The organism is Nocardia sp. X0981, assembly GCF_977089955.1.
This window is the reverse complement of sequence record NZ_OZ372435.1, coordinates 3,325,009-3,349,992: the sequence shown is the minus strand read 5'-3', so window position 1 is coordinate 3,349,992 and position 24,984 is coordinate 3,325,009. Positions and strand designations below refer to the sequence as shown.

32 protein-coding genes are annotated in these 24,984 nt (G+C 64.6%); 24 read left to right on the top strand and 8 right to left on the bottom strand.

Annotated elements, in window-relative coordinates:
* Positions 1 to 149: 149 nt before the first annotated feature.
* The 4 genes from ACYR7D_RS14845 to ACYR7D_RS14830 all read left to right on the top strand — a co-directional run bounded on the left by ACYR7D_RS14845 (position 150) and on the right by ACYR7D_RS14830 (position 2,341).
* The gene (locus ACYR7D_RS14845) at positions 150 to 500 is read left to right on the top strand and encodes a hypothetical protein (protein WP_459545170.1); all 351 of its coding nucleotides are present in this window, start codon (positions 150 to 152) and stop codon (positions 498 to 500) included.
* Positions 501 to 561: 61 nt separating this feature from the next.
* Positions 562 to 885 carry a hypothetical protein gene (locus ACYR7D_RS14840; protein WP_459545169.1) on the top strand — a complete coding sequence of 108 codons (324 nt, stop codon included), beginning with the start codon at positions 562 to 564 and terminating at the stop codon, positions 883 to 885.
* A 99-nt stretch (positions 886 to 984) separates the two neighbouring features.
* Positions 985 to 1,455 carry an excisionase family DNA-binding protein gene (locus ACYR7D_RS14835; RefSeq protein WP_459545168.1) on the top strand — a complete coding sequence of 157 codons (471 nt, stop codon included), beginning with the start codon at positions 985 to 987 and terminating at the stop codon, positions 1,453 to 1,455.
* Positions 1,456 to 1,960: 505 nt separating this feature from the next.
* Positions 1,961 to 2,341 (top strand): hypothetical protein, encoded by a 381-nt coding sequence (locus ACYR7D_RS14830; protein ID WP_459545167.1) that lies wholly within the window; start codon positions 1,961 to 1,963, stop codon positions 2,339 to 2,341.
* Between the two features lie 593 nt (positions 2,342 to 2,934).
* On the opposite strand, the gene ACYR7D_RS14825 is transcribed toward ACYR7D_RS14830, so the two are convergent.
* A complete protein-coding gene (locus ACYR7D_RS14825) occupies positions 2,935 to 3,375 on the bottom strand; it encodes a hypothetical protein (protein ID WP_459545166.1) in 441 nt (146 codons plus the stop codon).
* A 257-nt stretch (positions 3,376 to 3,632) separates the two neighbouring features.
* Complete coding sequence (locus ACYR7D_RS14820; protein WP_459545165.1) at positions 3,633 to 4,805, bottom strand: PQQ-binding-like beta-propeller repeat protein; 1,173 nt, start codon at positions 4,803 to 4,805, stop codon at positions 3,633 to 3,635.
* A gap of 355 nt (positions 4,806 to 5,160) precedes the next feature.
* Between ACYR7D_RS14820 and ACYR7D_RS14815 the strand changes: the two genes are divergently transcribed.
* The 8 genes from ACYR7D_RS14815 (at position 5,161) to ACYR7D_RS14780 (ending at position 9,189) form a co-directional block, all read left to right on the top strand.
* Positions 5,161 to 5,628 carry a contact-dependent growth inhibition system immunity protein gene (locus ACYR7D_RS14815; RefSeq protein WP_459545164.1) on the top strand — a complete coding sequence of 156 codons (468 nt, stop codon included), beginning with the start codon at positions 5,161 to 5,163 and terminating at the stop codon, positions 5,626 to 5,628.
* 100 nt (positions 5,629 to 5,728) lie between these two features.
* On the top strand, positions 5,729 to 6,046 hold the full coding sequence (locus ACYR7D_RS14810; protein ID WP_459545163.1) for a hypothetical protein: 318 nt from the start codon (positions 5,729 to 5,731) through the stop codon (positions 6,044 to 6,046).
* Positions 6,047 to 6,136: 90 nt separating this feature from the next.
* Positions 6,137 to 6,469: a WXG100 family type VII secretion target gene (locus ACYR7D_RS14805; protein WP_459545162.1), complete on the top strand. Its 333-nt coding sequence runs from the start codon at positions 6,137 to 6,139 to the stop codon at positions 6,467 to 6,469.
* Positions 6,466 to 6,765, top strand: coding sequence for a WXG100 family type VII secretion target (locus ACYR7D_RS14800; protein WP_459545161.1), 300 nt, complete (start codon positions 6,466 to 6,468; stop codon positions 6,763 to 6,765). The genes ACYR7D_RS14805 and ACYR7D_RS14800 overlap by 4 nt, the downstream gene beginning before the upstream one ends.
* 7 nt (positions 6,766 to 6,772) lie before the next feature.
* Positions 6,773 to 8,131, top strand: coding sequence for a hypothetical protein (locus tag ACYR7D_RS14795; RefSeq protein WP_459545160.1), 1,359 nt, complete (start codon positions 6,773 to 6,775; stop codon positions 8,129 to 8,131).
* 91 nt (positions 8,132 to 8,222) lie between these two features.
* The gene (locus ACYR7D_RS14790; RefSeq protein WP_423697395.1) at positions 8,223 to 8,435 is read left to right on the top strand and encodes a hypothetical protein; all 213 of its coding nucleotides are present in this window, start codon (positions 8,223 to 8,225) and stop codon (positions 8,433 to 8,435) included.
* On the top strand, positions 8,417 to 8,713 hold the full coding sequence (locus ACYR7D_RS14785) for a pentapeptide repeat-containing protein (protein ID WP_459545159.1): 297 nt from the start codon (positions 8,417 to 8,419) through the stop codon (positions 8,711 to 8,713). Before ACYR7D_RS14790 ends, ACYR7D_RS14785 begins: the two co-directional genes overlap by 19 nt.
* A gap of 23 nt (positions 8,714 to 8,736) precedes the next feature.
* Complete coding sequence (locus ACYR7D_RS14780; protein ID WP_459550162.1) at positions 8,737 to 9,189, top strand: hypothetical protein; 453 nt, start codon at positions 8,737 to 8,739, stop codon at positions 9,187 to 9,189.
* A gap of 26 nt (positions 9,190 to 9,215) precedes the next feature.
* Here ACYR7D_RS14780 and sigJ read toward each other — a convergent pair whose 3' ends face one another.
* Positions 9,216 to 10,073 (bottom strand): RNA polymerase sigma factor SigJ, encoded by an 858-nt coding sequence (gene sigJ / locus ACYR7D_RS14775; RefSeq protein WP_459545158.1) that lies wholly within the window; start codon positions 10,071 to 10,073, stop codon positions 9,216 to 9,218.
* 155 nt (positions 10,074 to 10,228) lie between these two features.
* On the opposite strand from sigJ, the gene ACYR7D_RS14770 reads away from it, so the two are divergent.
* From ACYR7D_RS14770 to ACYR7D_RS14750, 5 genes are all read left to right on the top strand, one after another.
* The gene (locus tag ACYR7D_RS14770; RefSeq protein WP_459545157.1) at positions 10,229 to 10,618 is read left to right on the top strand and encodes a hypothetical protein; all 390 of its coding nucleotides are present in this window, start codon (positions 10,229 to 10,231) and stop codon (positions 10,616 to 10,618) included.
* Positions 10,615 to 11,538 (top strand): NAD-dependent epimerase/dehydratase family protein, encoded by a 924-nt coding sequence (locus ACYR7D_RS14765; RefSeq protein ID WP_459545156.1) that lies wholly within the window; start codon positions 10,615 to 10,617, stop codon positions 11,536 to 11,538. The genes ACYR7D_RS14770 and ACYR7D_RS14765 overlap by 4 nt, the downstream gene beginning before the upstream one ends.
* 89 nt (positions 11,539 to 11,627) lie before the next feature.
* A complete protein-coding gene (locus ACYR7D_RS14760) occupies positions 11,628 to 13,088 on the top strand; it encodes a hypothetical protein (RefSeq protein ID WP_459545155.1) in 1,461 nt (486 codons plus the stop codon).
* Positions 13,089 to 13,154: 66 nt separating this feature from the next.
* On the top strand, positions 13,155 to 13,625 hold the full coding sequence (locus ACYR7D_RS14755; RefSeq protein WP_459545154.1) for a hypothetical protein: 471 nt from the start codon (positions 13,155 to 13,157) through the stop codon (positions 13,623 to 13,625).
* Positions 13,613 to 14,140 (top strand): DUF3558 domain-containing protein, encoded by a 528-nt coding sequence (locus ACYR7D_RS14750; RefSeq protein WP_459545153.1) that lies wholly within the window; start codon positions 13,613 to 13,615, stop codon positions 14,138 to 14,140. The genes ACYR7D_RS14755 and ACYR7D_RS14750 overlap by 13 nt, the downstream gene beginning before the upstream one ends.
* A gap of 79 nt (positions 14,141 to 14,219) precedes the next feature.
* On the opposite strand, the gene ACYR7D_RS14745 is transcribed toward ACYR7D_RS14750, so the two are convergent.
* Positions 14,220 to 14,750: a hypothetical protein gene (locus tag ACYR7D_RS14745; RefSeq protein ID WP_459545152.1), complete on the bottom strand. Its 531-nt coding sequence runs from the start codon at positions 14,748 to 14,750 to the stop codon at positions 14,220 to 14,222.
* A gap of 511 nt (positions 14,751 to 15,261) precedes the next feature.
* Here ACYR7D_RS14745 and ACYR7D_RS14740 point away from each other — a divergent pair.
* Positions 15,262 to 15,684 (top strand): DUF6924 domain-containing protein, encoded by a 423-nt coding sequence (locus ACYR7D_RS14740; protein ID WP_459545151.1) that lies wholly within the window; start codon positions 15,262 to 15,264, stop codon positions 15,682 to 15,684.
* Between the two features lie 298 nt (positions 15,685 to 15,982).
* On the opposite strand, the gene ACYR7D_RS14735 is transcribed toward ACYR7D_RS14740, so the two are convergent.
* Both ACYR7D_RS14735 and ACYR7D_RS14730 read right to left on the bottom strand, forming a co-directional pair.
* Entirely contained in the window at positions 15,983 to 16,876 is an 894-nt protein-coding gene (locus tag ACYR7D_RS14735) for a phosphotransferase family protein (protein WP_459545150.1), read from the bottom strand.
* 3 nt (positions 16,877 to 16,879) lie between these two features.
* Positions 16,880 to 18,340: a helix-turn-helix domain-containing protein gene (locus tag ACYR7D_RS14730; RefSeq protein WP_459550161.1), complete on the bottom strand. Its 1,461-nt coding sequence runs from the start codon at positions 18,338 to 18,340 to the stop codon at positions 16,880 to 16,882.
* A gap of 336 nt (positions 18,341 to 18,676) precedes the next feature.
* On the opposite strand from ACYR7D_RS14730, the gene ACYR7D_RS14725 reads away from it, so the two are divergent.
* Positions 18,677 to 19,000 (top strand): hypothetical protein, encoded by a 324-nt coding sequence (locus ACYR7D_RS14725; RefSeq protein WP_459545149.1) that lies wholly within the window; start codon positions 18,677 to 18,679, stop codon positions 18,998 to 19,000.
* A gap of 486 nt (positions 19,001 to 19,486) precedes the next feature.
* On the top strand, positions 19,487 to 19,687 hold the full coding sequence (locus tag ACYR7D_RS14720; RefSeq protein WP_459545148.1) for a hypothetical protein: 201 nt from the start codon (positions 19,487 to 19,489) through the stop codon (positions 19,685 to 19,687).
* A 117-nt stretch (positions 19,688 to 19,804) separates the two neighbouring features.
* Here the strand turns inward: ACYR7D_RS14720 and ACYR7D_RS14715 are convergent, their stop codons facing one another.
* On the bottom strand, positions 19,805 to 20,527 hold the full coding sequence (locus tag ACYR7D_RS14715; RefSeq protein WP_459545147.1) for a DUF3558 domain-containing protein: 723 nt from the start codon (positions 20,525 to 20,527) through the stop codon (positions 19,805 to 19,807).
* A 382-nt stretch (positions 20,528 to 20,909) separates the two neighbouring features.
* Here ACYR7D_RS14715 and ACYR7D_RS14710 point away from each other — a divergent pair, with 382 nt between their 5' ends.
* The 4 genes from ACYR7D_RS14710 to ACYR7D_RS14695 all read left to right on the top strand — a co-directional run bounded on the left by ACYR7D_RS14710 (position 20,910) and on the right by ACYR7D_RS14695 (position 23,757).
* Positions 20,910 to 21,626, top strand: coding sequence for a hypothetical protein (locus ACYR7D_RS14710; protein ID WP_459545146.1), 717 nt, complete (start codon positions 20,910 to 20,912; stop codon positions 21,624 to 21,626).
* 19 nt (positions 21,627 to 21,645) lie between these two features.
* On the top strand, positions 21,646 to 22,884 hold the full coding sequence (locus ACYR7D_RS14705; RefSeq protein WP_459545145.1) for a hypothetical protein: 1,239 nt from the start codon (positions 21,646 to 21,648) through the stop codon (positions 22,882 to 22,884).
* Positions 22,881 to 23,342 (top strand): hypothetical protein, encoded by a 462-nt coding sequence (locus ACYR7D_RS14700; protein ID WP_459545144.1) that lies wholly within the window; start codon positions 22,881 to 22,883, stop codon positions 23,340 to 23,342. Before ACYR7D_RS14705 ends, ACYR7D_RS14700 begins: the two co-directional genes overlap by 4 nt.
* Before the next feature lie 211 nt (positions 23,343 to 23,553).
* Positions 23,554 to 23,757 (top strand): DUF6924 domain-containing protein, encoded by a 204-nt coding sequence (locus tag ACYR7D_RS14695; protein WP_459545143.1) that lies wholly within the window; start codon positions 23,554 to 23,556, stop codon positions 23,755 to 23,757.
* 383 nt (positions 23,758 to 24,140) lie between these two features.
* Here the strand turns inward: ACYR7D_RS14695 and ACYR7D_RS14690 are convergent, their stop codons facing one another.
* Positions 24,141 to 24,938 carry a tryptophan-rich sensory protein gene (locus ACYR7D_RS14690; protein WP_459545142.1) on the bottom strand — a complete coding sequence of 266 codons (798 nt, stop codon included), beginning with the start codon at positions 24,936 to 24,938 and terminating at the stop codon, positions 24,141 to 24,143.
* Positions 24,939 to 24,984: the final 46 nt, after the last annotated feature.

Genomic DNA, 24,984 nt, shown 5'->3' with positions numbered 1-24,984 from the left:
CCGCTGTAGTACCGCCAGAGTACGTACTCGGTACGGGTTCAGTGTGTCCTTCCGGCGCAAGAACCCGGCAATGCTGGAAGCAATCATTACCGCAATCCACAGAGGCGCACGCTCGACTTTCGCCCCGACAGAACCCGGAGCCGACCGTTATGCCCATACCCGCAGCCGAAGCCGGCGCCCGCGAGCCGATCGGCGTGGACCAGCCCCCGGCCGATATCGCCCCGGTCGACGGTTACATGCGTCAGGAACTACCGAAACTCCCCACCAGGCGCACGCACAACCAGTCGATGGCGGCCACCATACGGCTCTGGCACACCCGCAACCGCGACCTCCTCGAGCGCGTCGCCGCGGGCCTGCGCCATCTCGACTACCCGGCAGCCTGCAAGAGCACCGACCCCATCCGTGGACGAGCGCACGCCATCCACGTGATGGCCGACCACGCCGGACACCGCTGCCCCCGATTCCGGCTCGCGGCCCAGTACATCGAGGTCCCGCAGTGACCGCGGTCCGGAGGGCACACCTCTCGGTCACGACACGCCGCTACGCGGAAGGACAGGCGCTGTGACGGAACCGGACGGACCGGCACGCGCGATCGCCCTGCTGCACAGCGACCACGACCCGGCCGCATTCGAAGCGCTGACGCGGAAGCACCGGCTGAAGATCGTCTACACCGTCCACACCGACGCCGTCGCCGTCTTGGCCGCGCTGATCGCTGTGCAGTACGCCCTCGAACACGCCGCGGACGCGGTCGTGCTCCCCCACCTCGACACGCTGGAACCCGACAGCCCGTGGTGGGTGGTCACCCGAGCCGCCGACCTGATCACCGGAACACAGGAATATCCCCTGGGGTCGGCGCTCACCGAGCAGACGAGGCACCCACAGTGATCACACTGGGATACGCCGTCGCAATCGGTCTGCCACTGACCGTCCTGATCCTGGCGGTGACACTGCCCGAACGCCGGGACAAACAATGAGCCACCTTGCGTGATCACCGTCTGTGAGACAGGTGTCCATCCGGCGAAACGGATCGAGCCCGGAGCGGTCGATGCCCAACTCGCGGCGCGAGCGATGCGCCGCATCCGGGACTACCTCACCCGGCATCCCGACGAGGAAGTGATCGCCGTCGGCCGGGAAGTCGGCAGCGACGATGCCCTGCTCGTGCCGCGAGCCGTCGTCGATCTGCTGGCTTTCGTACTGGTGGAAGCGGCGAGCGGCCGCAGTGTGACCATCGTGCCCTCCGGCACGGAACCGACCACGCAGCAGGCCGCCGACATGCTCAACGTGTCGCGGCCGTACCTGGTAGGCCTCCTGGAAGCAGGGGAGATCCCCTTCAGGCTGATGGGAACCCATCGGCGCGTCGGATTCGACGACCTGCGCACCTACTCACGCAGGCTCGAGGAATCCGGCCGCGCCGCCGCCGACGGACTCTCCGAACTCGGACAGGAATTGGGCTGAGATGGCCTGCGTGATGCCGTAGTTCCGGACAGCCTCGTCATGGGCTACGAACCGCTGATCGAAGGATTGAAACTACCGGATCTGGATGATCGGCACGTTCCGGCCGCCACACTCGAACAGATCTGCATCGACGACCGGCGAGCGTGAGCGCGTGCCCAGCAGACTGTTGATCGCGTTGCCCCTCGTCGCCGCCCGCATTACGCACTTGTCTATCTCCACCACAGTCTGTTTCGGCTCGCATCAGGATCGGTCCCCGCCTACGATCGGGCTGCAAACCGGCGGAGGACGAGTCGGATACATCGTTATCGTCGACCCGATCACCACAGATCACGGAACCGTATACCGCCCCAAGGACCCGCTGGGGGAATTCATACGCCTCACCAACCAGGTCGAGGATCCATCGCTCGGGCCTCCCACACCGCCCGGCGGCCTCGGGGGTACCTACCCCGGCAAGCCGGGCCCCGGACCGACTCGCTGACACTGCACACACCTCAGGAGAACACCGATGGGTTTCGATATGGCCGCGCTGACCCCGCGGGAACGCGAATTCCTGGACTCGGCGCTGGCGAGCTACACCGGCGTATCGACCAGCGCGCCGATACCCGTGCGCGCATTCGGATTCGACGACCGGGACCTCTTCGACGCCGAAGTCGGCAGACTCCGCCACGCGGTCGCTCAGGGGGCTACCCTCAATGACCTCGACACCGCACGAGTGCTGTTTCTCAGCGAGCTGGCCTTCGGCAGCGACCTGCTCGGCGCAGGAGTCGAATTCCAGCTCGTCAGCCCGATGCGAGACGACGAAGCGCTCGTGATCCTGCGGCACCTGCAACGCAAGCTCTACACTCGCGACGGCGCCAAAGCCCTTTTCCGCCCCGACCTCTATTGAATGTTCGAAGCATCTGCTTCCGGCTCACCGAGATGAATCGGCTGCGTTCGTAGTCGAGCCAGGCTCCCTCGACCTCGATGCCGAGTTCGAGTCGAATCGGCATTACCAGATCCCGTCACTTGTTCGCCACTCCGCGGGAGGCCGTCCCGGATCGTGTAGGTCCGCAGTTGATCGCTCCCAGGGCTTACGTCCGACCTTCGGCATAGTCCCCCAGATAGGTCAACTGGTAGCGGAGCTGACCCGATGTGGCCTCGTCTCGCCGACCGCATCCGCGACCCAGGGCACTCTTGCCGTTGAACCCACAATGTTCGCCGACAAGATATTCGTCGCCGTGAGCTGACCGCTTCCGGCCGACCAGACCACCCGCAAGGCCTCCGCCGAACAGATCGCCGGAGGCCCACCGGTGGTTGTGCGGTCGGTCGAACGCCGCTGGGCGGTGCTGTCCGATCCGATCCCGAGACCGGTCCGGTCGCGGCCACGGCCGGCGCCGCGGGTCGGTGATGCCAGCCGATGCTTTGGAAAGGGAGATCAAGTGCAGAATCACGGTGGACCGACGGCAGGTGGGCGGCTCGGTCGAGTTCCTGGCCGCATGGTCACGCCGACCGCCACGGCAGGAGCCGACGAACCGCCTTTCGCCCCGAAGTGATGTGCGGGGATTGCGACATCAGGAAATCCTTGCCCCGAATACACCACCCGAACGCCACCCACCGGTCGTCGTCATCGGTGAGCACATACTCTTCGGCGCCCCCGAGAATGATCGCCTCGACCGCCGCGGCCGCCTGGGACGGCTTGTCCTCGAACTGGATTTCGTAGTCGGCGATGGCACGGACGCACCAGCCCGTTTCGATGCGCACCGAGGCGTCGCCCATATCCACCAGCATGATATGTGGGTTGGCCCCGCGCGCTTGGTCTTCCATAGAGGAGGATCCGCCGGAGAGCAGCAGGGTGCCGGGATTCGAATACGTATGGATGGCGTAACGCTCGGCGATGGCGAACACCTCCGAGCAGAACATCTCCCATTCCGTCCCACTCACCCCGGCCTCCCAGCCCACTCGCGATCCTGCCCCGCCTCGGCACTGCTTACCGCACGGATTCACCACCGTGTCCGAGTATTTCCACGCCGAGAATTTGCGAGGGTACTCCCCCGTACACGCCGCCCCGTGACCGGCCGACCGGACGTCCACCTCAGCAGCCATTTCCATGGTCTACGCCATCCGGTATTCGGGCTCGCCGGGCACGAGCCACTGGTTACGTGGCAGGTGATGTGCGGTCGGTGTGGTCCGGCCGGAAGTCAGATCAGCTGTCGAATGTCGCCGCGGACTCGGTAGAAGAAGCCGCGCTCGGGCTCGTCCACGTCATCGACCACATAGCGGGCACCGCAGCGCCACAGATCCTTGGGGAACTGAACCTCCAAGGGCAACACGCGATCAGGGGAGACGGGGAGCACGCACTGCTCGCCGTTGCGCAGCACGCATTCGACGACAACGCCGCTCCCGGCGTCGGAGGTGACCTCGACGGTGGCGCCGGGCACCACGGCGGAGATCTCCGGAGCCGTCACCGACACTGTTTCGGGCAGCACACCCTGCTCGGCGGCGCGGAAGGCGGCGTCGCCGACATCGAGACAGGTGAGGGTTCCGGTGGTGGTGACCAGGTACAGCTTGTCGTCGTGGTACCGCATGGCAGAGGCCGATCCGCAGCCGGTGGCCCATTTCCACGCACCGCATCGCGACATGTCCCAGCAGTACACCGAGGAACAGTCGTCCCCGGCGAAGACGCGGCCGTCAGGGGAGGTGGCGCAGGACTGTACCGGCGCACCGCACAGGTAGCCGATTCCCGCCCATTCGTTCTTGCCGACCACCTCGACACAGTTGTCGTCGGTACCGGCGTAGAACGCCTCCGAGTCCTGGCAGGCAGACAGGACCGCGCCATCGGTGTCCTCATGACACACGCGGTATCCGGCTTCCAGGTCGTATCCGGTGACACCGGCGGAATGCCCGTGGTAGACGGCATGCGAGTCGATCTGGATCACTCCGCCCTCCTCGACGGGAGTACTCCACAGCAATTCCCCGTTCCAATCGATCGCGGTGATGACACCGTGCCGGTCGGTGACACAGAGGCGGCCTTCATGGATGTCGAGCGAGCAGATGTCGATTTCGGCCGGTATGTCGTAGGCGACTCTCGGCACCGTGCCCGACAGGTCGTAGACCTGGTTGTCGGCGCACGCGGCGTAGATCCAGAAGCCGTCGGCCACCATGTGTTCGACCGCGCTCGGCAGTCGGAATCGGCCGGTGACCACGCCCTCCGGGGTCAAGATGAACACGTCACCACTCTCGGTGCCCACCCAGCAGCCCCGTTCGTCCACGACGACGCCGGAAGCGGCGGCGCCGGAACGAAAACTCCACAGCACCGGCGCGGACTGCACCTCCTCGGACCGTTCGAAACCGATGTTGTTCCCGATTGCCATGGTTCGCCTCGTCGCCTTGTCGGATCAGAACGCGACAAGTTAGCAAGGGACACCGACATTCGGCGAAAGATCCTGCCATTATTGAGAATCCGTCACCAACGCTTTCTCCGGATCGTACGAGACGTTCCTCGAACGCCGTCGTGCAGCGCTCGGTATCACCGGCCGGGGTCGGTCCTCGAAGCCACATGAGTAGGGTGGCCAAGCTGTTTCGGAAGGCGGTCACCTGGCCGGTTGTCCGTCAGAGGCCGGAGCGTGCAGCCGGCAAGACCACACTCGAGGACCTCCGCCGGCCGGATCGCCGGAGGCTTACCGATGGTTGTGCGGTCGAACGCCGAGCACCGGCCCGGTCACAGCCATGGCCCGCGCCGCAAGCGATGATGCCGACCGATACTTCAGAAAGGGGAAGCGAGTGCGGAATCGCGATCCGCGGTCACTTACGCAGATCGAAGGCAAAGCCTGGCACGCGCCGGGTCCGGATGCGACTCGGCTCATGAAGACCGTGCACGAGCTGAGAGATGTCCCGTTGACGGACCTCACCGTCGAAAACTTCCGGATCCTCTTGTCGCAAAGAGTGGGCGTCGACGTACTGACTCCGGTGGTCCTGGACCTCCTCGATGCCGATCCGCTCGCCGGAGGCGACTTCTACCCAGGCGACTTGTTGACGGCTCTGCTGCGTTGTCATGCACGGACAACCGGCTCCGCCGAACTCACCACTCGAATCGAGAAGCTGATCGAACGGATCTCGGAGAAGGGCGACCTCGCAGAATTCGACGCACCCCATACCACGATCTGGTCGTCGATCGACGAGTGGCGCCGCGCATAGCCGCCGAGAACCGCTTCTCATCAGCACCCGGTCGCCCGGCCGTGGTCCGATCACCGATGTCGGATTCGGCCCTGCCGATCCTGTGGCAGGATCTCGGCACATGGCTTGCTCGACCACAACGATCACGATGAACGGCAATTCGGTGGAAATCAGTGATGAACAGATCTTCCTCGCCACCCGCGACCAGACCCCGGGAACACCGCAGACCTATGCCGTGTTCGTCAACAACGCTCTCTGGCCGCCGACCCAGCTCATCGGACTGGCCACCGGGATGCCGAGTAGGTCCGGCGAGACCACCAACTACAACTCGCACGCCGCGCTGAAAGCACTGAACGAGCTGGGCTTCGCCACGTTCGAGCGCGTGGAGTACGACACGCTGGGGACCGTGGTGGTGCGCGAAAGCCGGAAGCACACATAAAGGCTGAGCATGGCCGTGCTTTCGAGCCGCCCAGGTGGCTCAGCCGTGAACTGGTGGGGTGCGGCGGACGGCGCTGGTAATCTTCCGGGCATGGTCGATTCCGGGGGAAATCCGAACCAGCCCGCCGACATCACGGTGGTACCCGATGAAGTCCGGGCGGTGGGACAGTTCGTAGCCGATATCGCTCGGAACCTGCGATCGGGCCTCGACTCGGCCAGTAGCGAAGTCGACGCCGTACTCGGCGACGGGTGGCGCGGCGACGCTTCCGACGAGTTCAGCGGCGGCTGGACCGAACTCCGCGACGGCGGCATCAAAATCCTGCAGGCTCTCGAAGGTATGGCCGCCGAACTCGGCGTGCAGGCCGGCAGCTACGAAACCACCGATGAAACCACCTCCCAGCAGTTCCCGAGCCTGAACCTGTGAACAACCCCGAATTCACCGTCGACCTCGAACGCCTCGAGCAACTGGTCACCCGCCTGTCCAACCTGGCCGGCTACCTCACCGAGCAACTCGACCTCATCGACGACAAGGTCGCCGCCCTCGACGGCGCCTGGGAAACCCTGGCCGCGAACGCCTACCGCGATGCCCACCGGCTCTGGGCCGTGGGCGCCCGCGAATTCGGCACCGGCCTGGCCGATATCAGCGACGCGGCCCGCGCCGCCCACGACCGCTACACCCGCGCTATCGAGTTGAACCGCACCATGTTCGGCAACAGGTGAGACCACCGTGTACGTGAACTGGCAGACCTACTACGACGCCGCCAAGAAATGCCACGACCTCGCCGCTGAACTCCGTGCCGCCGACAAACCTGTCCATGATGCGGTCAAGGGCCAATGCGCCGGCATGGCCGGTGATGCCCCCGGCTGCAAACAATGGGGCGAAACCTACGACGAACGCGCCCGCACGGTCCTGCAGACCTGCACCAACCTCGCCGACGCCCTCACCAACTTCGGCTACCTCCTCTACGCCACCGGCTACAACCACGGCGTAGCCAACAAGAGCAACCCCGACCGGCCACAGGTCGCCGACGTCACCGTCCACTCCGTGCAGATACCCAGCTCGGTCGCCGACAACGGCAACGGACTGGGCCACGAAGGCGGAGCAGCGGAGTTCTTCGACAGCCTCCTCGACAAGGTGACCGCCGAGTTCGGGAAGCTCCCCAACGGCGACCTCGACAAACTCGCCACCGCCGAAACCGTGTGGAAAACCTTCGGCAACCACGAGACCGTCACCGGCGCCGCCGCCCGCATTTCCGCAATCGCCGACCTGCTCACCGGCATAGATGAACCAAAGACCAGGCAAGGCATTGCCAACGACTTCGCCACCATGAGGACAGCCGCCGAGAGCCTCGCGGGCGCGGCACAGGTGATGGCCGCACCCATCGGTGAATACCGCACGAACACCGCCGAAACCAGTCGGCAGATCAGCAGCGAGACCACAGCGTTCCTCGTCGAGTCGGGCATCATCATCGCCGCCGCAGTCGCTGTTTCCTGGCTCACTGTCGGCGGTAGCCTGGCAGCCGGCGCCGGCGGTGTCGTCGCGCTCGCCGGTGACGCCGCCCTGACGATCAGCCGTATCTACCGGGCCAGCCGGCTCTGGAGCCTGCTGGGCCTCGCAGCAGCAGCCACCGCCATCACCGCCTTCGACGCGCTTCCCGACCTCGAGCAGGTCACCACCGGCCTCGCCGCCATAATCCTGAGCCGCGTCAATATCGATGGCGAACCGATCGGCGGCCAAACCAACGAGACTCGATACGAAGACCTACCGGTAGCCCCAGAGATCCCTCTCGGCGGACTCACCGACGTTTCCGAAGCATACGTGCGTGGCAAGCACGCTGCAGGGGGGTCTGAAGTGACCAGCGACAAGAGTACCTTCCCTGACGGCACCGACCTCGACGAACTGGTCGATGCCGCTGACGACGTACCCGCACATGGCCCCAACGAAGTCGGCAACTATGAAAGGGTGGTGGACGCTGGACAGGTCATCGGCAATCTATCGAAAGACGCGGGTGGAGAACCGACAACCCGCTACAAAGTAATCACCGACCGATGGGGAACAGTCGTGAACATGTTCCCAGTGAAGTAGGAGCGCAGTGGGAATAGCGGTCATAGTGCAGAATCAGATACACCAGCCGATCGAAACAATCACCGGCACAACAGCTTCCACGCTGCCTGAAATGGTATTCAGGGATCCCCGGACGCCGATGATGCAGGGTATCCACAAATACGCCGATACCATGTTCAACTCGTATCAACTCAAGTTCCTACTGGAGGAGCTGAAGGATTTCGAACCGAGAAACGAAGACGAACGAGAGACCATCTCATCGCTGCAACGCGCCGCCGAACTCGCGATCCGTGAACACGGCTACCTGTGGTTCAGCGGCGACTGAGGCATTCTAATACGGCATGGTTGACGGAAGCCGACATCCGCCGGGCAGAGCCGAGTGGCGCCGGCCTCCGCAAAGTGCAGGGTCGCGGCTGCCACACCCAGCATGCCGTCTTCCACGGTGCGGATCTGCAGCGCGCCGACCTGTCGGTATCGGAATTGGAGGGTGCCGAAGACATGGTCGTCGACCCCGTTGATGTGGGTGAGGACACGCCAACGCGGCTACCATCATCAAGAACATCGTCACCACAGTCAACGCAACTCACCCCAACGGACGAGTAGTGAAGGCACACCCGCCCGAAGTGATGAATATTGTTCTCGATAATTTCCTGCTGTATGGAATTTCCGACGACTGGGCACCCCTGTCCGAGTTCGAGAAGAACATACGAACTCTGACTCCGTCCAAATATTCCAGGCAAGCGGTCCTGGAGAAAATTCGCAAGCTCATCGACAAGGGATATATCCGTGCAGGATCCTTTCCCGGCGGTGGCCGGTCCTGGGAACCGTGGGAAGTCCCCGCTGAGGAGGCGATTCAGCGGATCGCCCGCGGGTTCAACGGCATTCCCGGGTATCTGGATATCTCGGAAGAGGAAATCGGCTCGAGCGAGGTGTTCCGAGCAGAAATCACCGAGCGCGGCCGGTCCCGCCTGCAAGCACTCGGCGACCCCTACGAGAACTACGGTGATCCGTGGTACAACGATCCCACCCTCAACGCCCGGGAGTGGGGGTACCCGCCCTTCCACCCGAGTCGGTTGTGAACAGCCGATAGGCTCGGGATGGTCGACTACCGAGCCGGTGACAGATGGGTGAGCTTGCCGGGATTGACGATGCCGTAGACGTTCCGGGCCCTTGCCGTGTCAGCGTCCAGTTCCAACACCAGTACCGCGCGTAGCTCGCCGTCGGCCAGGAGCAGAGCGGTGGGCTGGTTGCCGGGGAGCCAGCGCGCGGACAGGTGGCCGTAGCGGGGGCCGATCGTCGCGAGCAGACGGGCCACCTTGGCCGCTCCGGTCACCGGGCGCAGGGCTGCGCGCACCGCACCGCCGCCGTCGGTCCACAGCACGGCGTCGGGGGCGAGGACTTCCATCAGATCGCCGAGATCGCCACCGAGCGCGGCGGCCAGAAAGCGTTCGGCGGCACGGCGTGCGAGGCCGGAGTCCGCGGGAAATCGCGGCCGCCGCGCCTGGACGTGCTCGCGGGCACGATGCACCAACTGCCGGGCCGCCGCAGGGGTCCGCTCCAGAATGCGGGCGATCTCGGTGTGCTCGTAGCCGAATCCTTCGCGCAGGACGAAGGCGGCCCGTTCCAACGGCGAGAGGGTTTCCAGCACCACCAGCAGGCCGAAGGTCAGCTCTTCTGCCCGGGCGGTGGTTTCACTGGGGTCGGAGCCCGTGAGCAGAGGCGCCGGGAGCCAGGGGCCCACGTAGTCTTCCCGCGCGGCGCGCAGGCGGCGCGCTCGTGCCAGTGCCTGCCGTACGGCTATGCGCACCAGGTATGCCCTGGGGTGGTCGAGGCGGCCGACCTCCACAGCGGCCCAGGCGAGCCAGGTTTCCTGCACCACGTCCTCGGCGTCGTGCACACTGCCCAGGATGTCGTAGGCGAGGGTGAACAGCAGGTTCCGGTGCTGTTCGAAGGTGTTGTCCATGATGCCCATCCATCTTCTCGAATGCCGTGTTCCGTCCATATGAGGTACTTCGCCGGCCCAGACGTGACATGTGCGCCGGAACACACGGACTCATGTCACGCCTCGGCCGGGCGCGTGCCTCTCATGAACAGAGGCAAGGAAAGGAACTGTGACAGATGTCCGAGGACGGAATGGTCAAGGTGGTGGTGGTGCTGGCGGCATCGACCATGCTCGGCGCCGGAAGCTGGGCCCGGCTGGATCCGGCAAGCTTCGCCCGCTTCGCGAATTGGCCCGAACACGTACATTTCCTGCACGACGCGGGCGTGTTCCAGATCGGGATCGGGTTGACGATGTTGTGCGCTCTGCTCTGGCGTGATGTAACGGCTGTGGTCTTGGCCGGTTTCGTGTTCACGAATACCTTCCATGCCGTCAACCACGCCGTCGACCTGCCACTGGGCGGCAACGCCTCCGACCCGTGGACGCTGTTGGTGATCTCCGCGGTAGCGCTGGCGGCCCTGGTGGTACGCATTCGGAAGCTGTGTGTCCGGGCCGGGGTGAACTCATGAGGGTTCTGCTGGCCGGCGCGACCGGCACACTCGGCTCCGCCCTGATCCCGCTGCTGCTGGCCGAGGGGCATCACGTACTCGCTCTGACGAGGTCGGCCGCCGGAGCGGCCCGGCTGGCGGCGCTGGGTGTGCAGCCGGTGCAAGCCGACCTCATGAACGCCGAGGACCTACTGGCCGCGCTGGACGGTCGGCAGGCCGACGCGGTGATCCACCAGGCGACCTCGATTACCGGTGTGCCCTTCATGCACCGTCACCTGTATGCCACCGACGCCCTGCGCGAGCGCGGCACCGCCCACCTGCTCCGCGCCGCGGCGGAGCTCGGCGCCCGGCGCTTCCTCACTCAGTCGTTCTTCCTGGGATACGGCTATCGCGATCACGGCGACCGGTTACTGGACGAGGATCACCCCTTCGCCGTACGAACCGGCCATCGAGGTTTCGACCGGCACATGAACTCCCTGCGCGCCAACGAGGCGCAGGTTCTCGATGCTCCTGGCATAGACGGTATCGCTCTGCGTTACGGCATGTTCTACGGCCCGGAACCCGCGACCCGACGGCTGATCGGCCTCGCCCGGCGACGCCGGCTGCTCGCACCACATCCCAGCGGTACCGTATCGCTCATCCACATTCACGACGCCGCCACGGCCACCATCGCCGCACTGCACCGGTGTGGTCCCGATCGGTCGTACAACATCGTGGATGACCATCCGGTCGATTTCGAGACCTATTTCCGCGCCGTAGCACAAACCGCGGGGGCCCCTCCTCCCCGACGGGTACCCGGCCATATCCTGGCTGCCCTGCCGTACCTGCACGCCCTGATGGTCACCACCCACGTTCGCCTGTCCAACCGGCGCGCCGTCGACGAACTGATGTGGACACCTCGTTACCCCTCCTACCGTGACGGCTTGGCCGCCCTGATCTGACCGCGCCGCCTCCCGCTCGTTACAAGCGGGAGAACGGTGCACGGCCCCCGGACGCGTACCTACCCGATGCCACCGCTCTGTTCGCCGAGATGTTCTGCCTGGACGGCTTCGTCGTCCGCACCGGCGCCACCCCGACGACCGGGCACGCACCCCTACCGAACGCATCCCATACCCGAATCGTCCATGCTCGGCGGACCCATCCACCGCAGCATCTCCACCCCAGGCATCGGCCGGGGGCAACTGGATGCCCAGCGGTAGGCTTACCGGCGCATACGCAAGATCGAATGTGTTCAGCCGGAAGAGCCGCCATGCCAGAAGACCTCGTAGCCGATCCTCAGCACCTGTCCGGGCTGAGCAATGTAGTCGAAGAAATCGCCAACGACGGATACCGCATCGCGACTCTGACACGGGAGCATTGCCGCGTCAGCCCGGCCGGATTCGGGGGCGAGATCTTCCAGCCGCTCATGCAGCCCTTCACAGCCGCAGCCGAAGCGACCTCGAAGCGGCAGTCCGATATATCGGGCAAAAACTTGTCCACGAGTACCGAACTGAACCGTGCCGCGTGGCTCTACCACGAGCAGGACAAGAAGAATTACGAGGCGCTCAATGCGGCGACCGTGGATATGTATACCGGCCAACCGGTGGCGGTCGACTCGGGTGTCGAGAACCCCGGCGTGGTCAAGGATTACTACGCTTCGATCTGGTATCCGAAGCCCAATACGATCAACACCGATCCCCCGTCCGCGGCGCCCCCGGAGCTCGCGGATCTGATCTCCGAGACGACAGGTGTGCTCGGCGACGTCAACGACGCCATCAAGGATGTCACCCGGATGGCGGACCAAGAGATCAACATCATCGAGACGGTTCTCAACCCGATCACGGTGAACTGGAACGAACTGCGCCGGATCGGCGAAACCTACAAGCTGGCCGGCAACGGCATGGAGGCTTCGGGTAAGAACCTCGAGGACGCACTCGGCCGGGTCGGGCCGCACTGGGACGGGCAGGCTGCCATAGCGTTCGAGGACTGGGCGCGCGCACAGATCGCCGCGATGAAATGGGAGGGTCCCACGGGTCGCGTGATCTGCGACCTCTTCAACGTGATCTCCGACAGAATCCGCGAATGCATCCGGACGGCTTGCGAAAAGCTCAAGGAAATGGTCGTGTCGATGGTCGATTTCCGCAGCGTCAAGGACTTGTTGAAGTTCGTGGCGAAGAAAATCCCCATCATCGGCACGATCGCCGAAGCCATCGACCTCAGCACCAAGATTTGGAAAGTCGTCGATATGGTGCTCGATATCAAGCGGGAAATCGAGGAATTGCGTAACCGCATCACCGAACTGATGCAGTTCGTCACCGACCCCATCGGTAAGGGGGCAGAATGGGTCCAGCAGAAGATGGAACCGGTGACCGGCGCGGTGGCGGACGCGGCGAAGAAGGCCGCACTGGTCAACGATATCAACTCGATCGCGCATGCGGAGGATACACTCAACCGGCCGAAGGATTCCTACGAGATCGGCTCGGGTGAGCAACCCTGGGCAGCGGCGACATGATGGATTCCGGACACCGTCGGAGATCTATCCGGCATCACGCAGATATCATTTCCCACCGAGGTATACGTGTTTGAACCCGATCTCGATCCCAAGATAGAGGCCGTTGCCCGCCGCGTCATGAACGCCGTCGGCGATCTGGAAACGGCGCGCCTACGCCTCGAGCGCACCGAACTGACCGAGCTCTGGAGTGAACCGATCCCGGTCACCGAAAGCCTTCTGCAAAGAATGGCCGACAGCCCGGCATCCTCGCCCGAGTTGAAGGCCTACGCGATGAGAGTCGCCGCCGGTGAATGCCGATGGTGCGATATCGAGCGTCTGGCCCGGCCTCTCCCCCCGGAAGTACCGGAGCTGAAATCGCTTCCGGCATTCGAGTGGAAATGGGATGCTGTTCCGCCCGCGCCGGTTCCTCCTCCGCCACCTCCTCCGTCGCTGCCCCCGGTGCAACGACCCCGAGCGGGTCGGGAAGAGGTGGTCGGCCCCAGCGATTGGCCCGATGACTTCGACGAATACCCGAAAGGCAGGACATGGCTGGCGTGAAAGCGCGTCTCGTCGCACTGGTGCTCAGCGCCGGCGTCCTGCTGAGCGCGGGATGCGGCACCGGTGAGGACACCCGCACGGATCCATGCGACATCCCGGCATCCGCGCTCACCGAAGCCGGACTGAACCCGGCATCCGCCCGTCCGGGAACGGACGGTGTCGATTTCCGAGACTGGACCGGCTGCACATGGAAAGCCGCCGACGAGGAATGGTTCACTTTCTGGCTCTACTACGGATCCCCCAGCCTGGAAGAGTTCAGCACCGACCCTCGATACCAGCATTACCGAGCGATCGGGCCTGCCGATATCGATTCACGAAAAGCCACCGAATTCACGGTGAACCTGGATCCCGAACGGCAGCGGTTCTGCCATATCGGGGTCGAGCTGCCGGACGGGATGGCGTTCCTGTGGTCGTCGCTGTCGGTTCGACGGGAGCCCGGCGAAGCCAAGGGCGACGGGCTCTGCGCAGCGAACCAGCGGGTAGCCCAGCAGTTGAGCAAGTACCTGCCGGAATAGGACAGCCCCCACTGCCGAATCCGAGCCCATCGCGTACGCCCCGGATCGAGACGGCTCGCCGCGCGGCGTGCCGTCCGACTCACCAGATATCGGCCCAAGTAGGACGTTTGGGTATATCCAGCAACACGGAATTCTTGTGGACCATCACGGGAACCGAGGCGCCGACACCGAGCTGTTCGGCCAGGGCGCGTGCTCGTGCCCCGAAGAATTGCGGGTAGGAGTATTGCTTCCGCACCCGGGTGTCGCTGCCCGATTCCGGGTGCGGAAACCGGACCTCGACCCGCACCCGCCACAAATCGAAGTTGAGCGGACTGTGACTGTGCTTGCGCCGCAGATCGGAGGCGACCACCGTCGCGGACATCGCGAGCCCGGCGTGCCGTAGATATTTTCGGCGTATCCGCCAAGCCGCGGCCAGAACCAGCATCCACGCCGCCGAGCCCAGCACCACGCTGGCCGGAAGAAACAGCGCCATAGCGACTTGCGACCCCGTCGCACGGGCGAGAACGGCACCCAGGTTCAGCGCGCCTGCCATGAAGACGACGGCCGCTACCGGGACGCCCAGTGTCCACACCAGTGACATCGGGCCGATCATTCGTCCGGCACCGCCCATACCAACTCCTCGAACTACACTGGCTGGCACTCGACCGACTGCCAACCTGCCTCGGCTCAATTTAGTACGCTCGCCCAGAAGCGGCGGCCCTGTTGTCGATGGGCGCCCAGACCTCGTTCACCGGCGACCAGCGCTACCGCGTGCGCCGGTGTTCACCGATCCCGCTTTCCGCCCCCACCCGCCCTGGATACAGCCCATCACGCCGTCGAGTAATACGGCTTGCACCCAGTTCGCGGGACGCGAGCGCAGGCAGCGGGTGAGCTCACCGCCGGCGTTACGAGCAGCTCGAGGATCACCACGGCACTGACATGAACCCAGCCGAACTGCACCGCCTCGAGCGCATCGCCACGCTCGGCCATCTCTATCGGTGTGGTTCTATCGGCGATCTGCGACGTCACCCTCGGTAGAAGCTGACGTCGCCTCGGATCTGAGAACTTTCGTATCGGCGAATTTCGACGTCGTGACGTGGGTGGCGCAGGGTGTCCGGCTGCCGTAGTGCACAATCGGGCATATGGCACGATCCCTGCCCCAGGGCGAATCGCTTCTGGTGCGTACGGACTTCTCCGACGACACGGCCTGGGCCCGAACCCTCGCGGCGGTCATCGCGTCCTACGACGAAGACATGATGACCGAGTTGACACCCGTCGACGACGTAACCTTCGACGGGCTGGTCCCCGCCGATCTAGGTGATCTGGTCGATGGCCAGACCTATGTGTTCCTCGCCGACACCACCACGATGACCGACCCCGAGCACCCACTGCTGGTGGTCGATACCAGCGACGAGGATGTCCGAGGGGACGGTGCCCCGGTGTTCCGGCTCGCGCCGAGCGCGATGGCCGAGGTAGAGGCCAACTTCTTGCTGGCCAACGTGAATTTCGAGGAATACGCCGACAACGTCGACGACGACGGTGTTTACCGTGGTTTCGATCGGTGAACGCGACCGGCGGCCACTGGTAACAAGGCAGGTGCAGGCCAGCGGGAGGGCATCCGATTCACAGCCGGGGCGCGGGCGCACTCATCCCAACGGTTGACGATCGAAGCTCTTCACAACCTGCGGGCGGCAGCCGAGGACGACACCGATCCCACCGAATGAGGTTCCCAGGTGTCCACGATCCTCGCCCACGCTGGTGTACCTCGGCCCTGTCGGAAATAGGCCCTCGTCAGGTAACTATGTCTGGAGCCAGCGGGGTTGGATCATTCCTGTCGGCATACTGTATTTCGGTTACGGCGGCTCAACCAACCGTCTGCCAGACAACCTCGCGGTTGCCGGTACGCAGTGATTCCACCCGGCGGTGGAGTTCCTTTGCAGCTCGAGACATGTCGGCGGCGAGTCGGATATAAGAGCCGAGCGAGTGGTATTCGGTGATGTCCCGCAACAATGTCCATCCGGGCCACTCGAGCAGGTCATAGCCGTATGTTCGGACGAACTCGGCGCGCTCGGCGTGCGGGGTGTGGAAGTGGTCGGGCAGTGTGCCGACCAGATCGAGTTCTCGTGGGCCGTAACAGGCATTATCCCAGTCGATGAGCACCCAATTACCGTTGTCCAGCACCATATTTTCCTCGTGCGCGTCGGCGTGGACCAGGCCGTATCCCAGCGGGAACCGGGTTGCCCCGAACGCTGCGATCAGCTCGTTCGCTTGGTGTTGAAGCCAGGCGCGGTCCTGACGGCTCAAAACCGGCTGTGCTCGAGCGGCGTCGACCTCGAGGGCCTCGCACAGCCGTTGCAACGGGAGGTACTCCGGAACCCGGAACGGCGGTGTCGGTTGCTTGTGGAGGAGGCGAACAAGTCTCGCGATATCGCCGGCAGCGGGATCGGCGGTCGGGCGCCGATGCGGCCAGAATGTCGCCACAGCGTTGTCCGTCAGCACCGGCTGGTCGCCGGGTAGCGGGTTCAGCGCGATCGGCTCTGTCGCCGTTGATGCGAGCCATCGGGTGACAGCGATGCTCGTGGCGGCGCGGGTGCGGCGTAGGGGTGTATCCGGGGCAAGACGAACGACCACATCGTCAACCCGCCAGACAACGTTCGACCTACGATGCAGTAGCTGCGCTGCGCTGGAATTCAAACCATAAGCATGGCAGGCCTTTTCGAGTTCGAATGGGCCTGGTAGTGCACTATCTGCCACCATCGCTCACGCTGCCAGGGCCTCAGCGATATCGGCCCGCAGATCCAGTACTTCCGGGATCGATCGATGGCCGGCGGCGACAGTATCCAGGTCTCGCAGACGGGCGTAGCAGCGCTGCGAAGACAGCGCGGTGACCGCGGTAACAGCATCGTGTCCAATCTGTACTGCCGAGTCGATGTCACCGGCTTGAAAATGTGCGACTGCCAAGGTCGGCAGCACCACGGCACGGCTGCGCTCGTGCTCAGCCGGATGCCCTTCTGCCGCAGAGGTCAATTGGGCGGCGGCGGACTCGGCGAATTCTGGGTGTGTCAGCGACAGCAAATACAGTGCGTGGCCCTGTTGAGCATCAATTTCCGCGTTGGTGACAACCCACGCCCAGGGTGGGATCGTCTCGGCGCTCGCCGCTGCGTACCCGGCTCGGGAATCGGCTAATGCTCTACGAGTCGGTTCGGGTTCGCCGAGCATCGCCCAGCACCATGCGGTGACCGTGTGGATGTATCCCTCGGTGATGTGCGATACCGGGTGACGGCGACTTGTGGAGGTGGCTGCGGCCAGCCGGCAGAACGCGAGGGCGTCTTTCGGCTGACGTAGGTGCAGCGCCTGGTGGGCCATATCGAGCAGGACTATGACCATGAGGTCGGTGGAGCGGGGATTGTCGTCGGCGCGTTGGGCGATGTGGAGGGCGTAGGTCCACAGGCGACGGGCGGCGTTGTGGTCCTCGATGTCGTAGGCGAGCCAGCCGGCCATGCTCGCCAGCTCGGCGGTGGCGATCTGCAACCGAGCCCGGACGGTCGAGGTGCATACCGCGTCGTCGAGTGCGGCGACCTGGTGTAGTTGGCTGAGTGCGGCGCTGCGGCACAGCCCTCCGCCGTGGGCCAGATCCCAACGGCGAAATCCGTCGCTGATGGCTTCGACCGCGTCGATGTCGGCGTCACCGATTCGGGGCCTCGTGACGGGGGCCAGCCGACCCGGCAGGACGTGGGCCAGACGTTCGAGTTCCGGGTGCAAACGAGAGCCGAGCGCGGCAGCGGTTGCCAAGGTGACGAAGTCTCTGCGGTTCACCCAGTCCACCTCCTCGCAGGCCAGGCTACCGGCCGCAGGGCCGACAGTATCCACGTGGAAGCCGAGCAGCTCTGCGGGCACAGCGAAGACCGTTGAGATACGCGCGACCAGTTTTGCGCCGGTCAACCGCCGTGCTCCAGCTTCCACCTCGGAGACCCGGGCCTGGCTCAGCCCGACCAGGGCCGCGAGTTGGGTTTGCGACAGACCGGTGCGATTACGGATCGCAGCGAATACAGCGGCGAAATCGTGATCGGACAGAGCTGTCCGCATCATCGGGGTGGTGAAGAAACCGGCGGGCAAGGGGCGGCGGAAACCCGCCGCTCGCGCGCACCCCGCGCACAGGCCTGCGGCAGTCTCTATCGCGGCTCCATCCCCGCAGGAGCGGCACTGCTGTCGTTTTCTCATGAATCGACCGCTTTCAGCTGGTCCGGAGGTTTGTTTCGCCTCACCATAACGCTCTGTCCAGACCCTCGGAACCGAACACGACCGGCTCGCCGACAACAGGCAATCCCCACTGGGGATATCTCGCACGGGGATTGGGGAAGAGATCGATCGCCGCGACGCTGAATCCAGCCTCCGGCAACTGATTATCGGCAGACATACGGGAGCCACTCTGCGACCTCTATCAGGACTGCGACGAGGGTCCGAGTGGACTTCAGCGTTTGTCAGCACTCGCTTTCGAGTGAAGGCGGTGTTCGTCGGTTCCGGGTGCCGCACACCGATTTCAGGAGGGGTTACACAGTGACGGATCGAAACCGGCCGAAGCGGGCGGTCGCCCTGCTGCACAGCGACCACGACCCGGTCGTATTCGAAGCCTTGGTGCGGAGACACACGCTGGACATCGTCTACACAGTGTATACAGATGCTCCCGCCGTGTTGGCCGCACTCATCGCTGTCCAGCACGCGCTCGAGTACCTCGCCGACGCGGTGGTGATCCCCCACATCGGTGCACTCGAGCCCGCTACACCGTGGCGGGTGGTCACCGCAGCAGCCGAGCTGATCACCGGAACACAGGAGTATCCACTGGGGTCCACGCTCACCTCGCCCACGAGGGGGCAGCGGTGACCACGCTCGGATTCGCCGTCGCCATCGGCCTGCCGCTGATCGTCCTGGTACTGGCGATCACGCTGCCCGAACACCGGGATTGACCTCGACCCGCGCCCGCCGGGCAGCCGGCGGACCCACCGCACCCCAACGTCCGACAGCACACCGAACGGGCGCGTTCCCCACACCCCGACCACCATCCGGAAGTACCGCTATGGAACATATTTTATTCGGCGATACCCCGCGCACCCGCTGCCATTACTACCGCCACGTCTGCGACCTACCCGCCCGTATCGACCCACCCGAACTCGGCCGCATCATCATGCCCGCCGGACACATCTGGGCCCTCATGATGCCCTCGGCCTCGCCGTCAAGAGCGACCTGCAACGGTCTCGCGTCCACGATGCCGGCACCGGCGCAGGACCCATCATCTCCCATATCCGTTCCAGCCGGTGGACCTTCCTCATCCGGCCCGACCTGCCCGACGACACCGCCCTGTTCGCCGAAATGTTCCGCCTCGACGTCTCCGTCGTCCGCACCGGTGCCACTATCGCCCTACCCTCCCCCACCGACCGCGGCGAACTCTTCCGCCGCTGGATCCAACCCCCGCACTGCCCCTACCGGCCCTCCGGGCGTGCCGTGATCGGCTCCATCCGAGCCTGCGCCGCCCGCGGTGGCCGGTTACGCACCCCCACCGAGCGCACCTGATGACCCGGCCATCGCACCGGTCTTCCCGTCTCTCGACGGAACAGCCGCACCTCGAACGAGGACCGGTCCCTCCATTCGCGTGCCGTCGGTCCGGCCGGACTTCTCCGGCCGAACCGGTCACCCGTCGAGGGCCGTAGCCAATACGGTAGTGGCTTCTCGGATCTCGCCACATGGGTCCGAAGCGTCGGCAAGCCCAGGAGCCACTGTCAAAGTGACACCGAAAGTCCCGTCGGGGGCTTCGACAACGGCATCGCACGCCGGCAAGGTCGTTCCGGCTACCCGGTAGACGACAGCGGGCCGACCGTTGATCGGCGCCGAATCGATGACCTCATGGTCCTCGTCACCGCCGACTTCCGCGACTGTTTCCGTACTCGTGGTGATATTGAGCGACATAGTGGGCACGCCCTCGCCACCACCTGCTGGATAGCGGCGGAAACTACAGCCGATTTTCGTCAACAGCGAACTACCGGTGATCTCCGCTGCCTGCCGTTGACGGCTGCCGGGGTCGAATCCCACCCGTGCGATCAGTGAATCGTCGACCTCGAAACACGGATCGAATCCGACCTCGCCGGGAACCGCGTTATCGCGAGCCGGCGGCACGGACACGCTGATGGAGCCTGCCGAAGGCACAGGAGCCGGTGCCGCCGAAATCGACGCAGTCGATTCCGAGGGCGTATTGCCTACAGGCTCCGCCGATTCAGAGGAGGCACATCCCGTAGCCAGCCCGACCACAGCGATAGCGGCAGTCGGGACAGCGGAGAAAACGAGCCGCCGGGCACCAGGGATGGGATGGCCGCTTTCTTTCGACAAGTATCTACGCGATATCACGAAGCCATCCATCCCACAGTCTGGCCAGCTGAATCGCCACCGGTGGACGGCGACCCGAACCAGCGGATACGCCGGAGTGTAATACAGACAGAGGGCGGGCGGTCCACGCTGCCCACCGCGGTCCGGTGTATCGTCCGGATGCACGCGAGCACGATCTAGGGGATCTTTTGGGGCCGAACCACACACGCCAGCAGCGGCCAAATGACGCCGAAGCGGGCGTTCCGGCACCAGACGGCCGCGTCACCTCCACGGAATTCGGAGGGTGGTGAAGGGCGAGGACTTGCGGGGACGCATCGAACCGTTCCTGCGTGATTTCTTTCGGCGGGGGCCGGCGAAGAGCGGACGCATTCAGGCACTTCGCCTGGTGGTAGCGATCGCTGTCGCCGCTGGCGTCATGGCATTCGCCGCGCAAATCGGCAACCCCCTGGCGCAGAGCCAGGGAACAGCCACCGACGACACCTCGGCGTGGAATCCACCTCCGGGGCTCGGCCCGGCCGATCCGCCCCCGCCGACGGACCACCCGCGCATCGACCGACCGGTGCTGATTCCGGTCCCAGAGGGTGAACCGCAACCCGTGCCGACCGAATACGGGCTCACCTATACGGTGCCGTCCGGCGCCGGCTGGCGACCGAGCAACGAAACAGTGGTGGGCTACTCCGATGCCTCCGGACGAGGCACGATCGCCACCTACGGAGCCGTCAGCGACTACGGCGCACACTACTGCCCCGAGACCGATACCTCGTCTCTCGCATTCGTGGGCGCCAGGGGCCGAAACGGCGTGGATGTACGCACAGCCGCACGTCAGGAGATCGACAAAACACCGGAGTTGTTCTCGGATCCGGGAGAAAGCAAACCCCAGGTCGAGATCAGCTCGCCCACCGAATTCGACCTCGATGGCCGGCTCGCGGTCCGCTACACGGCATCGATCTCCGGACTTCCGCAGCGGGCCTCCTGCGATCCCGCGCAATCGGAATTCACCGTGGTAGCCATACCGGCGCCCGCCACTGCCGAAGTCGCCGTTTTCGTGATCCGCCGACACCTCGGACTGGAGGATTCGCTCAGCGGGAACGAAGTGGAAAACATCATTCGATCGATACGAAATAACAGATAACGGATGGGGGTGTGATCGATTGGTAGAGGACTTCCGGGCCAAAGCCGACGAGATTGCCGGAATGGGCAATCTCATGGAAGACATCAGCCGGGACGTGTGGAAGGCCGCCGACTTCATCCGCACGGAGGGACCGCCCGCCGAGTGGCTGAACGCGGAGATCATCGACGGCCTGCTCGAACCACTGAGATCATTCGCTGAGACCACCCGCATGCGCATGCTGAGCATCGGAACGATCACCGCCGACAGCGCGCTTTCGCTGCGGGATGCCGCATGGCTCTATGTAGACCAGGACAACCGGACCTACGAAGCGCTGAACCGCCAGAAAGTCAACATACTCGTCCCGGACCAGCAGGTACCGGTGCTCTCGGACCAGGAGGCAGTGGGGGCCACCAACCCCTTCGAGGGAGCCGCCTCGTATCCGAAACCGGAGAACGTGCAGCTGGATCCTCCTGCGGCGAACAAAGAAGAGCTGATCGGTCTCATCGGGGATGTCGCGCCGCCGCTCGGGGCGGTCAACGACACGGTGAAAAGACTGACGAAGGCCGCCGGCCGGGAATTCGATCCGCTGGGTGAAGCTTTGAAGCCTATTCCCGGGAACTGGACCGAGATCCGCCGGATCGGCGAAGCGTACAAGATAGCCGGGCAGGCGCTGGAAGCATGCGGAAAGAATCTCGAGTCGGGAGCGAAACGCGTCGACGCCTATTGGGATGGTCAGGCGGCGCTCGCGTTCAGCGACTGGGCTACCCGTCAGATCGCCGCGATGAAGTGGGAAGGCCCCACCGGCCGAATCATCGCCGAAGCCCTGGGAGCGGTTTCCGATGAGATACGTAACGCGGTTCGTAGCGTACTCCAATGGCTGTGGGAAATGCTCGAGAGCCAGGTCATCATCGACGGGGTGGCAGACGCCTTCAAGTTCGCCTTCAAGAAGATTCCGGTAGTCGGCTGGACCGCCCAGATCACCGAACTCGCATTCAAGATAAAAGACATCATCTCGCGCGCGGTAGACCTGGTCGGCCAGATCAGAAAGCTGGTCGAAGCAGTCCAGACCTTCCTGGACGCAATTCGTGATCCCGCGCAGTTCGTCCGTGATAAAGCCAATCAGAAGTTCGAGCAATTGGTGGAGCCGTTCGCCAAAGGCGTCAAAGCGGCGGACATCATGAACGACGCGCGGCTCGCGGCCGACCTGTCCCAGACCACCAACCGCCCGGACGAAGCCTACGACGTGGGTACCGGCCGGCAACCTTGGGAGAACGGATGAACCCGCACCGGTCCTCGGACCGCAACTCGGACGTCGACCCGGCAGTCGAATCCGCGTTCCGCAAGTTGATGGGAGCTGTCGACAACCTGCGTACCGCGCGCATACGCATGGACAACTTCGATATGCAGGCCTTCCTCGACGAGCCGACCGAGGTCACGGAAGAATTCATGCGCGCCCTGGCCACCCGGCCGGGCGTTTCGCCGGAGCTCGCCGACTATTGGCTGCGGGTACAGCGCGGTGAATGCCAGTGGTCCGAAATCGAAATCCATGCTCGCCCGCTTCCGCCGGAGGTGATCGAACTGAAGTCATCGAGCCGGTTCGTTTGGCAGTGGAACGTGGCGCCTCCTGCACCGGAGAATCCACCGCACCGCCCGCGGTCCGACCCGGGCACGGTCGGCCCTTCCGATTGGCCCGATGACTTCGACGAATATCCGGAAGGCAGGTCATGGTTGGTGTGAACGCGCGCCTGACCGCACTGGTGTGCAGCGCCGGCGTCCGGCTGGGCACGGGATGCGGTACCGGCGAAGACACCACCAGCACTGATCCATGCGATATCCCAGCATCCGCGCTCACCGAAGCCGGACTGAACCCGGAATCCGCCCGCCCCGGAACGGACGGCGTCGATTTCCGAGACTGGACCGGCTGCACATGGAAAGCCGCCGACGAGGAATGGTTCACTTTCTGGCTCTACTACCGATCCCCCGGCGTATCCGCCAAGCCGCGGCCAGAACCAGCATCCACGCCGCCGAGTTCCGGCTCGCGCCGAGCGCGATGGCCGAGGTAGAGGCCAACTTCTTGCTGGCCAACGTGAATTTCGAGGAATACGCCGACAACGTCGACGACGACGGTGTTTACCGTGGTTTCGATCGGTGAACGCGACCGGCGGCCACTGGTAACAAGGCAGGTGCAGGCCAACCGATACAGCCTCTGCCCAGTGCACCGGTGACGTCGGATTTCACCGATCGGATCGCTCCGGTCCGATGCTGGGCGACTACGGCGTTCACCGATAAACGACGTCAGCATTCGCTGGCATAACCGATCGGTGCGTCTTCCAACCGGCCACGGGTGTATATCACTCTCATGACCATGTTCCAGGGAAGCGTGCACATCTACGGCATGATTCGCCGGAGCAGATCTTTCCGTCCTTCGACTTCAAGCGGCGGCATCACCCGAGGCGCAACCGAGGTGGAAGTACGCAGTCTTCGAGAATGCGTCTTCCGCCGGAACGGAAACCGGCGCCGGAGAGCGGCAACCATCTACGACACCGGAACATTGTTCTCCTGCCCGATCCGGGCCGCGACGGTGGCGAGCGCGATCACCGCGGCGGCAGCGATCGCGACACATCCCACCACCGCTGATTCCGGGGCGCCGGCGAAACGAGCGATCCCGATCCAGCCGAGTCCCCAGATCATGGCGAGAGCGAAGGCGATCCGCCCGCCGCTGAGGAAGGCCAATCCGGCCCCGACCGCGGCAGCGACGACCAGCACCACCACCGCCCACGGCTGCGCACCGAGACCGAGCTCGTCGACGCCCCCGGCTTTCAGCGCCGCGGCGATATTGGCCACCGTCGCGACGATGACCCACCCGAAGTAGAGCCCCATCACGCCGTCGAGCAGCACAGCTTCGACCCAGTTGGCGGGACGTGAGCGTAGGCAGCGGGCGAAGATCACCGCCAGCGTTACGAGGAGGGCGAGGATCACCACGGCACTGGCGTAGACCCAGCCGAGCTGCACCGTGGCGATCCACAGCGCGTTCAGCAGCAGTGACAGGACGATCAGCCACCATAGGTCCCGTATCCGCGGATTGCCACGCTGCGCCGGTAGGAGCTGCCAGACCGCGAGCGCGAGGAAACCGATGTACAGCAGCGACCAGATGGCGAAGGCCGGGCCCCCGGGAGCGACGAAGGTGGCGTCGGCCGAAAGCGCCCCGTCGGCGGCCTCGGCGATCGGTGTGCCGCCCAGCGTGCCCGAACCGATGACGGCGGCGATCGCCGCTATGGCGGCAGCCACCGCGAGTAGTACCTGCCTGGAGATATCGGAGGAGCGGTCGGTCATATAGCGCGTATGCCCGCTTGCGGAGTGTTCAACCACCCGATCGGTC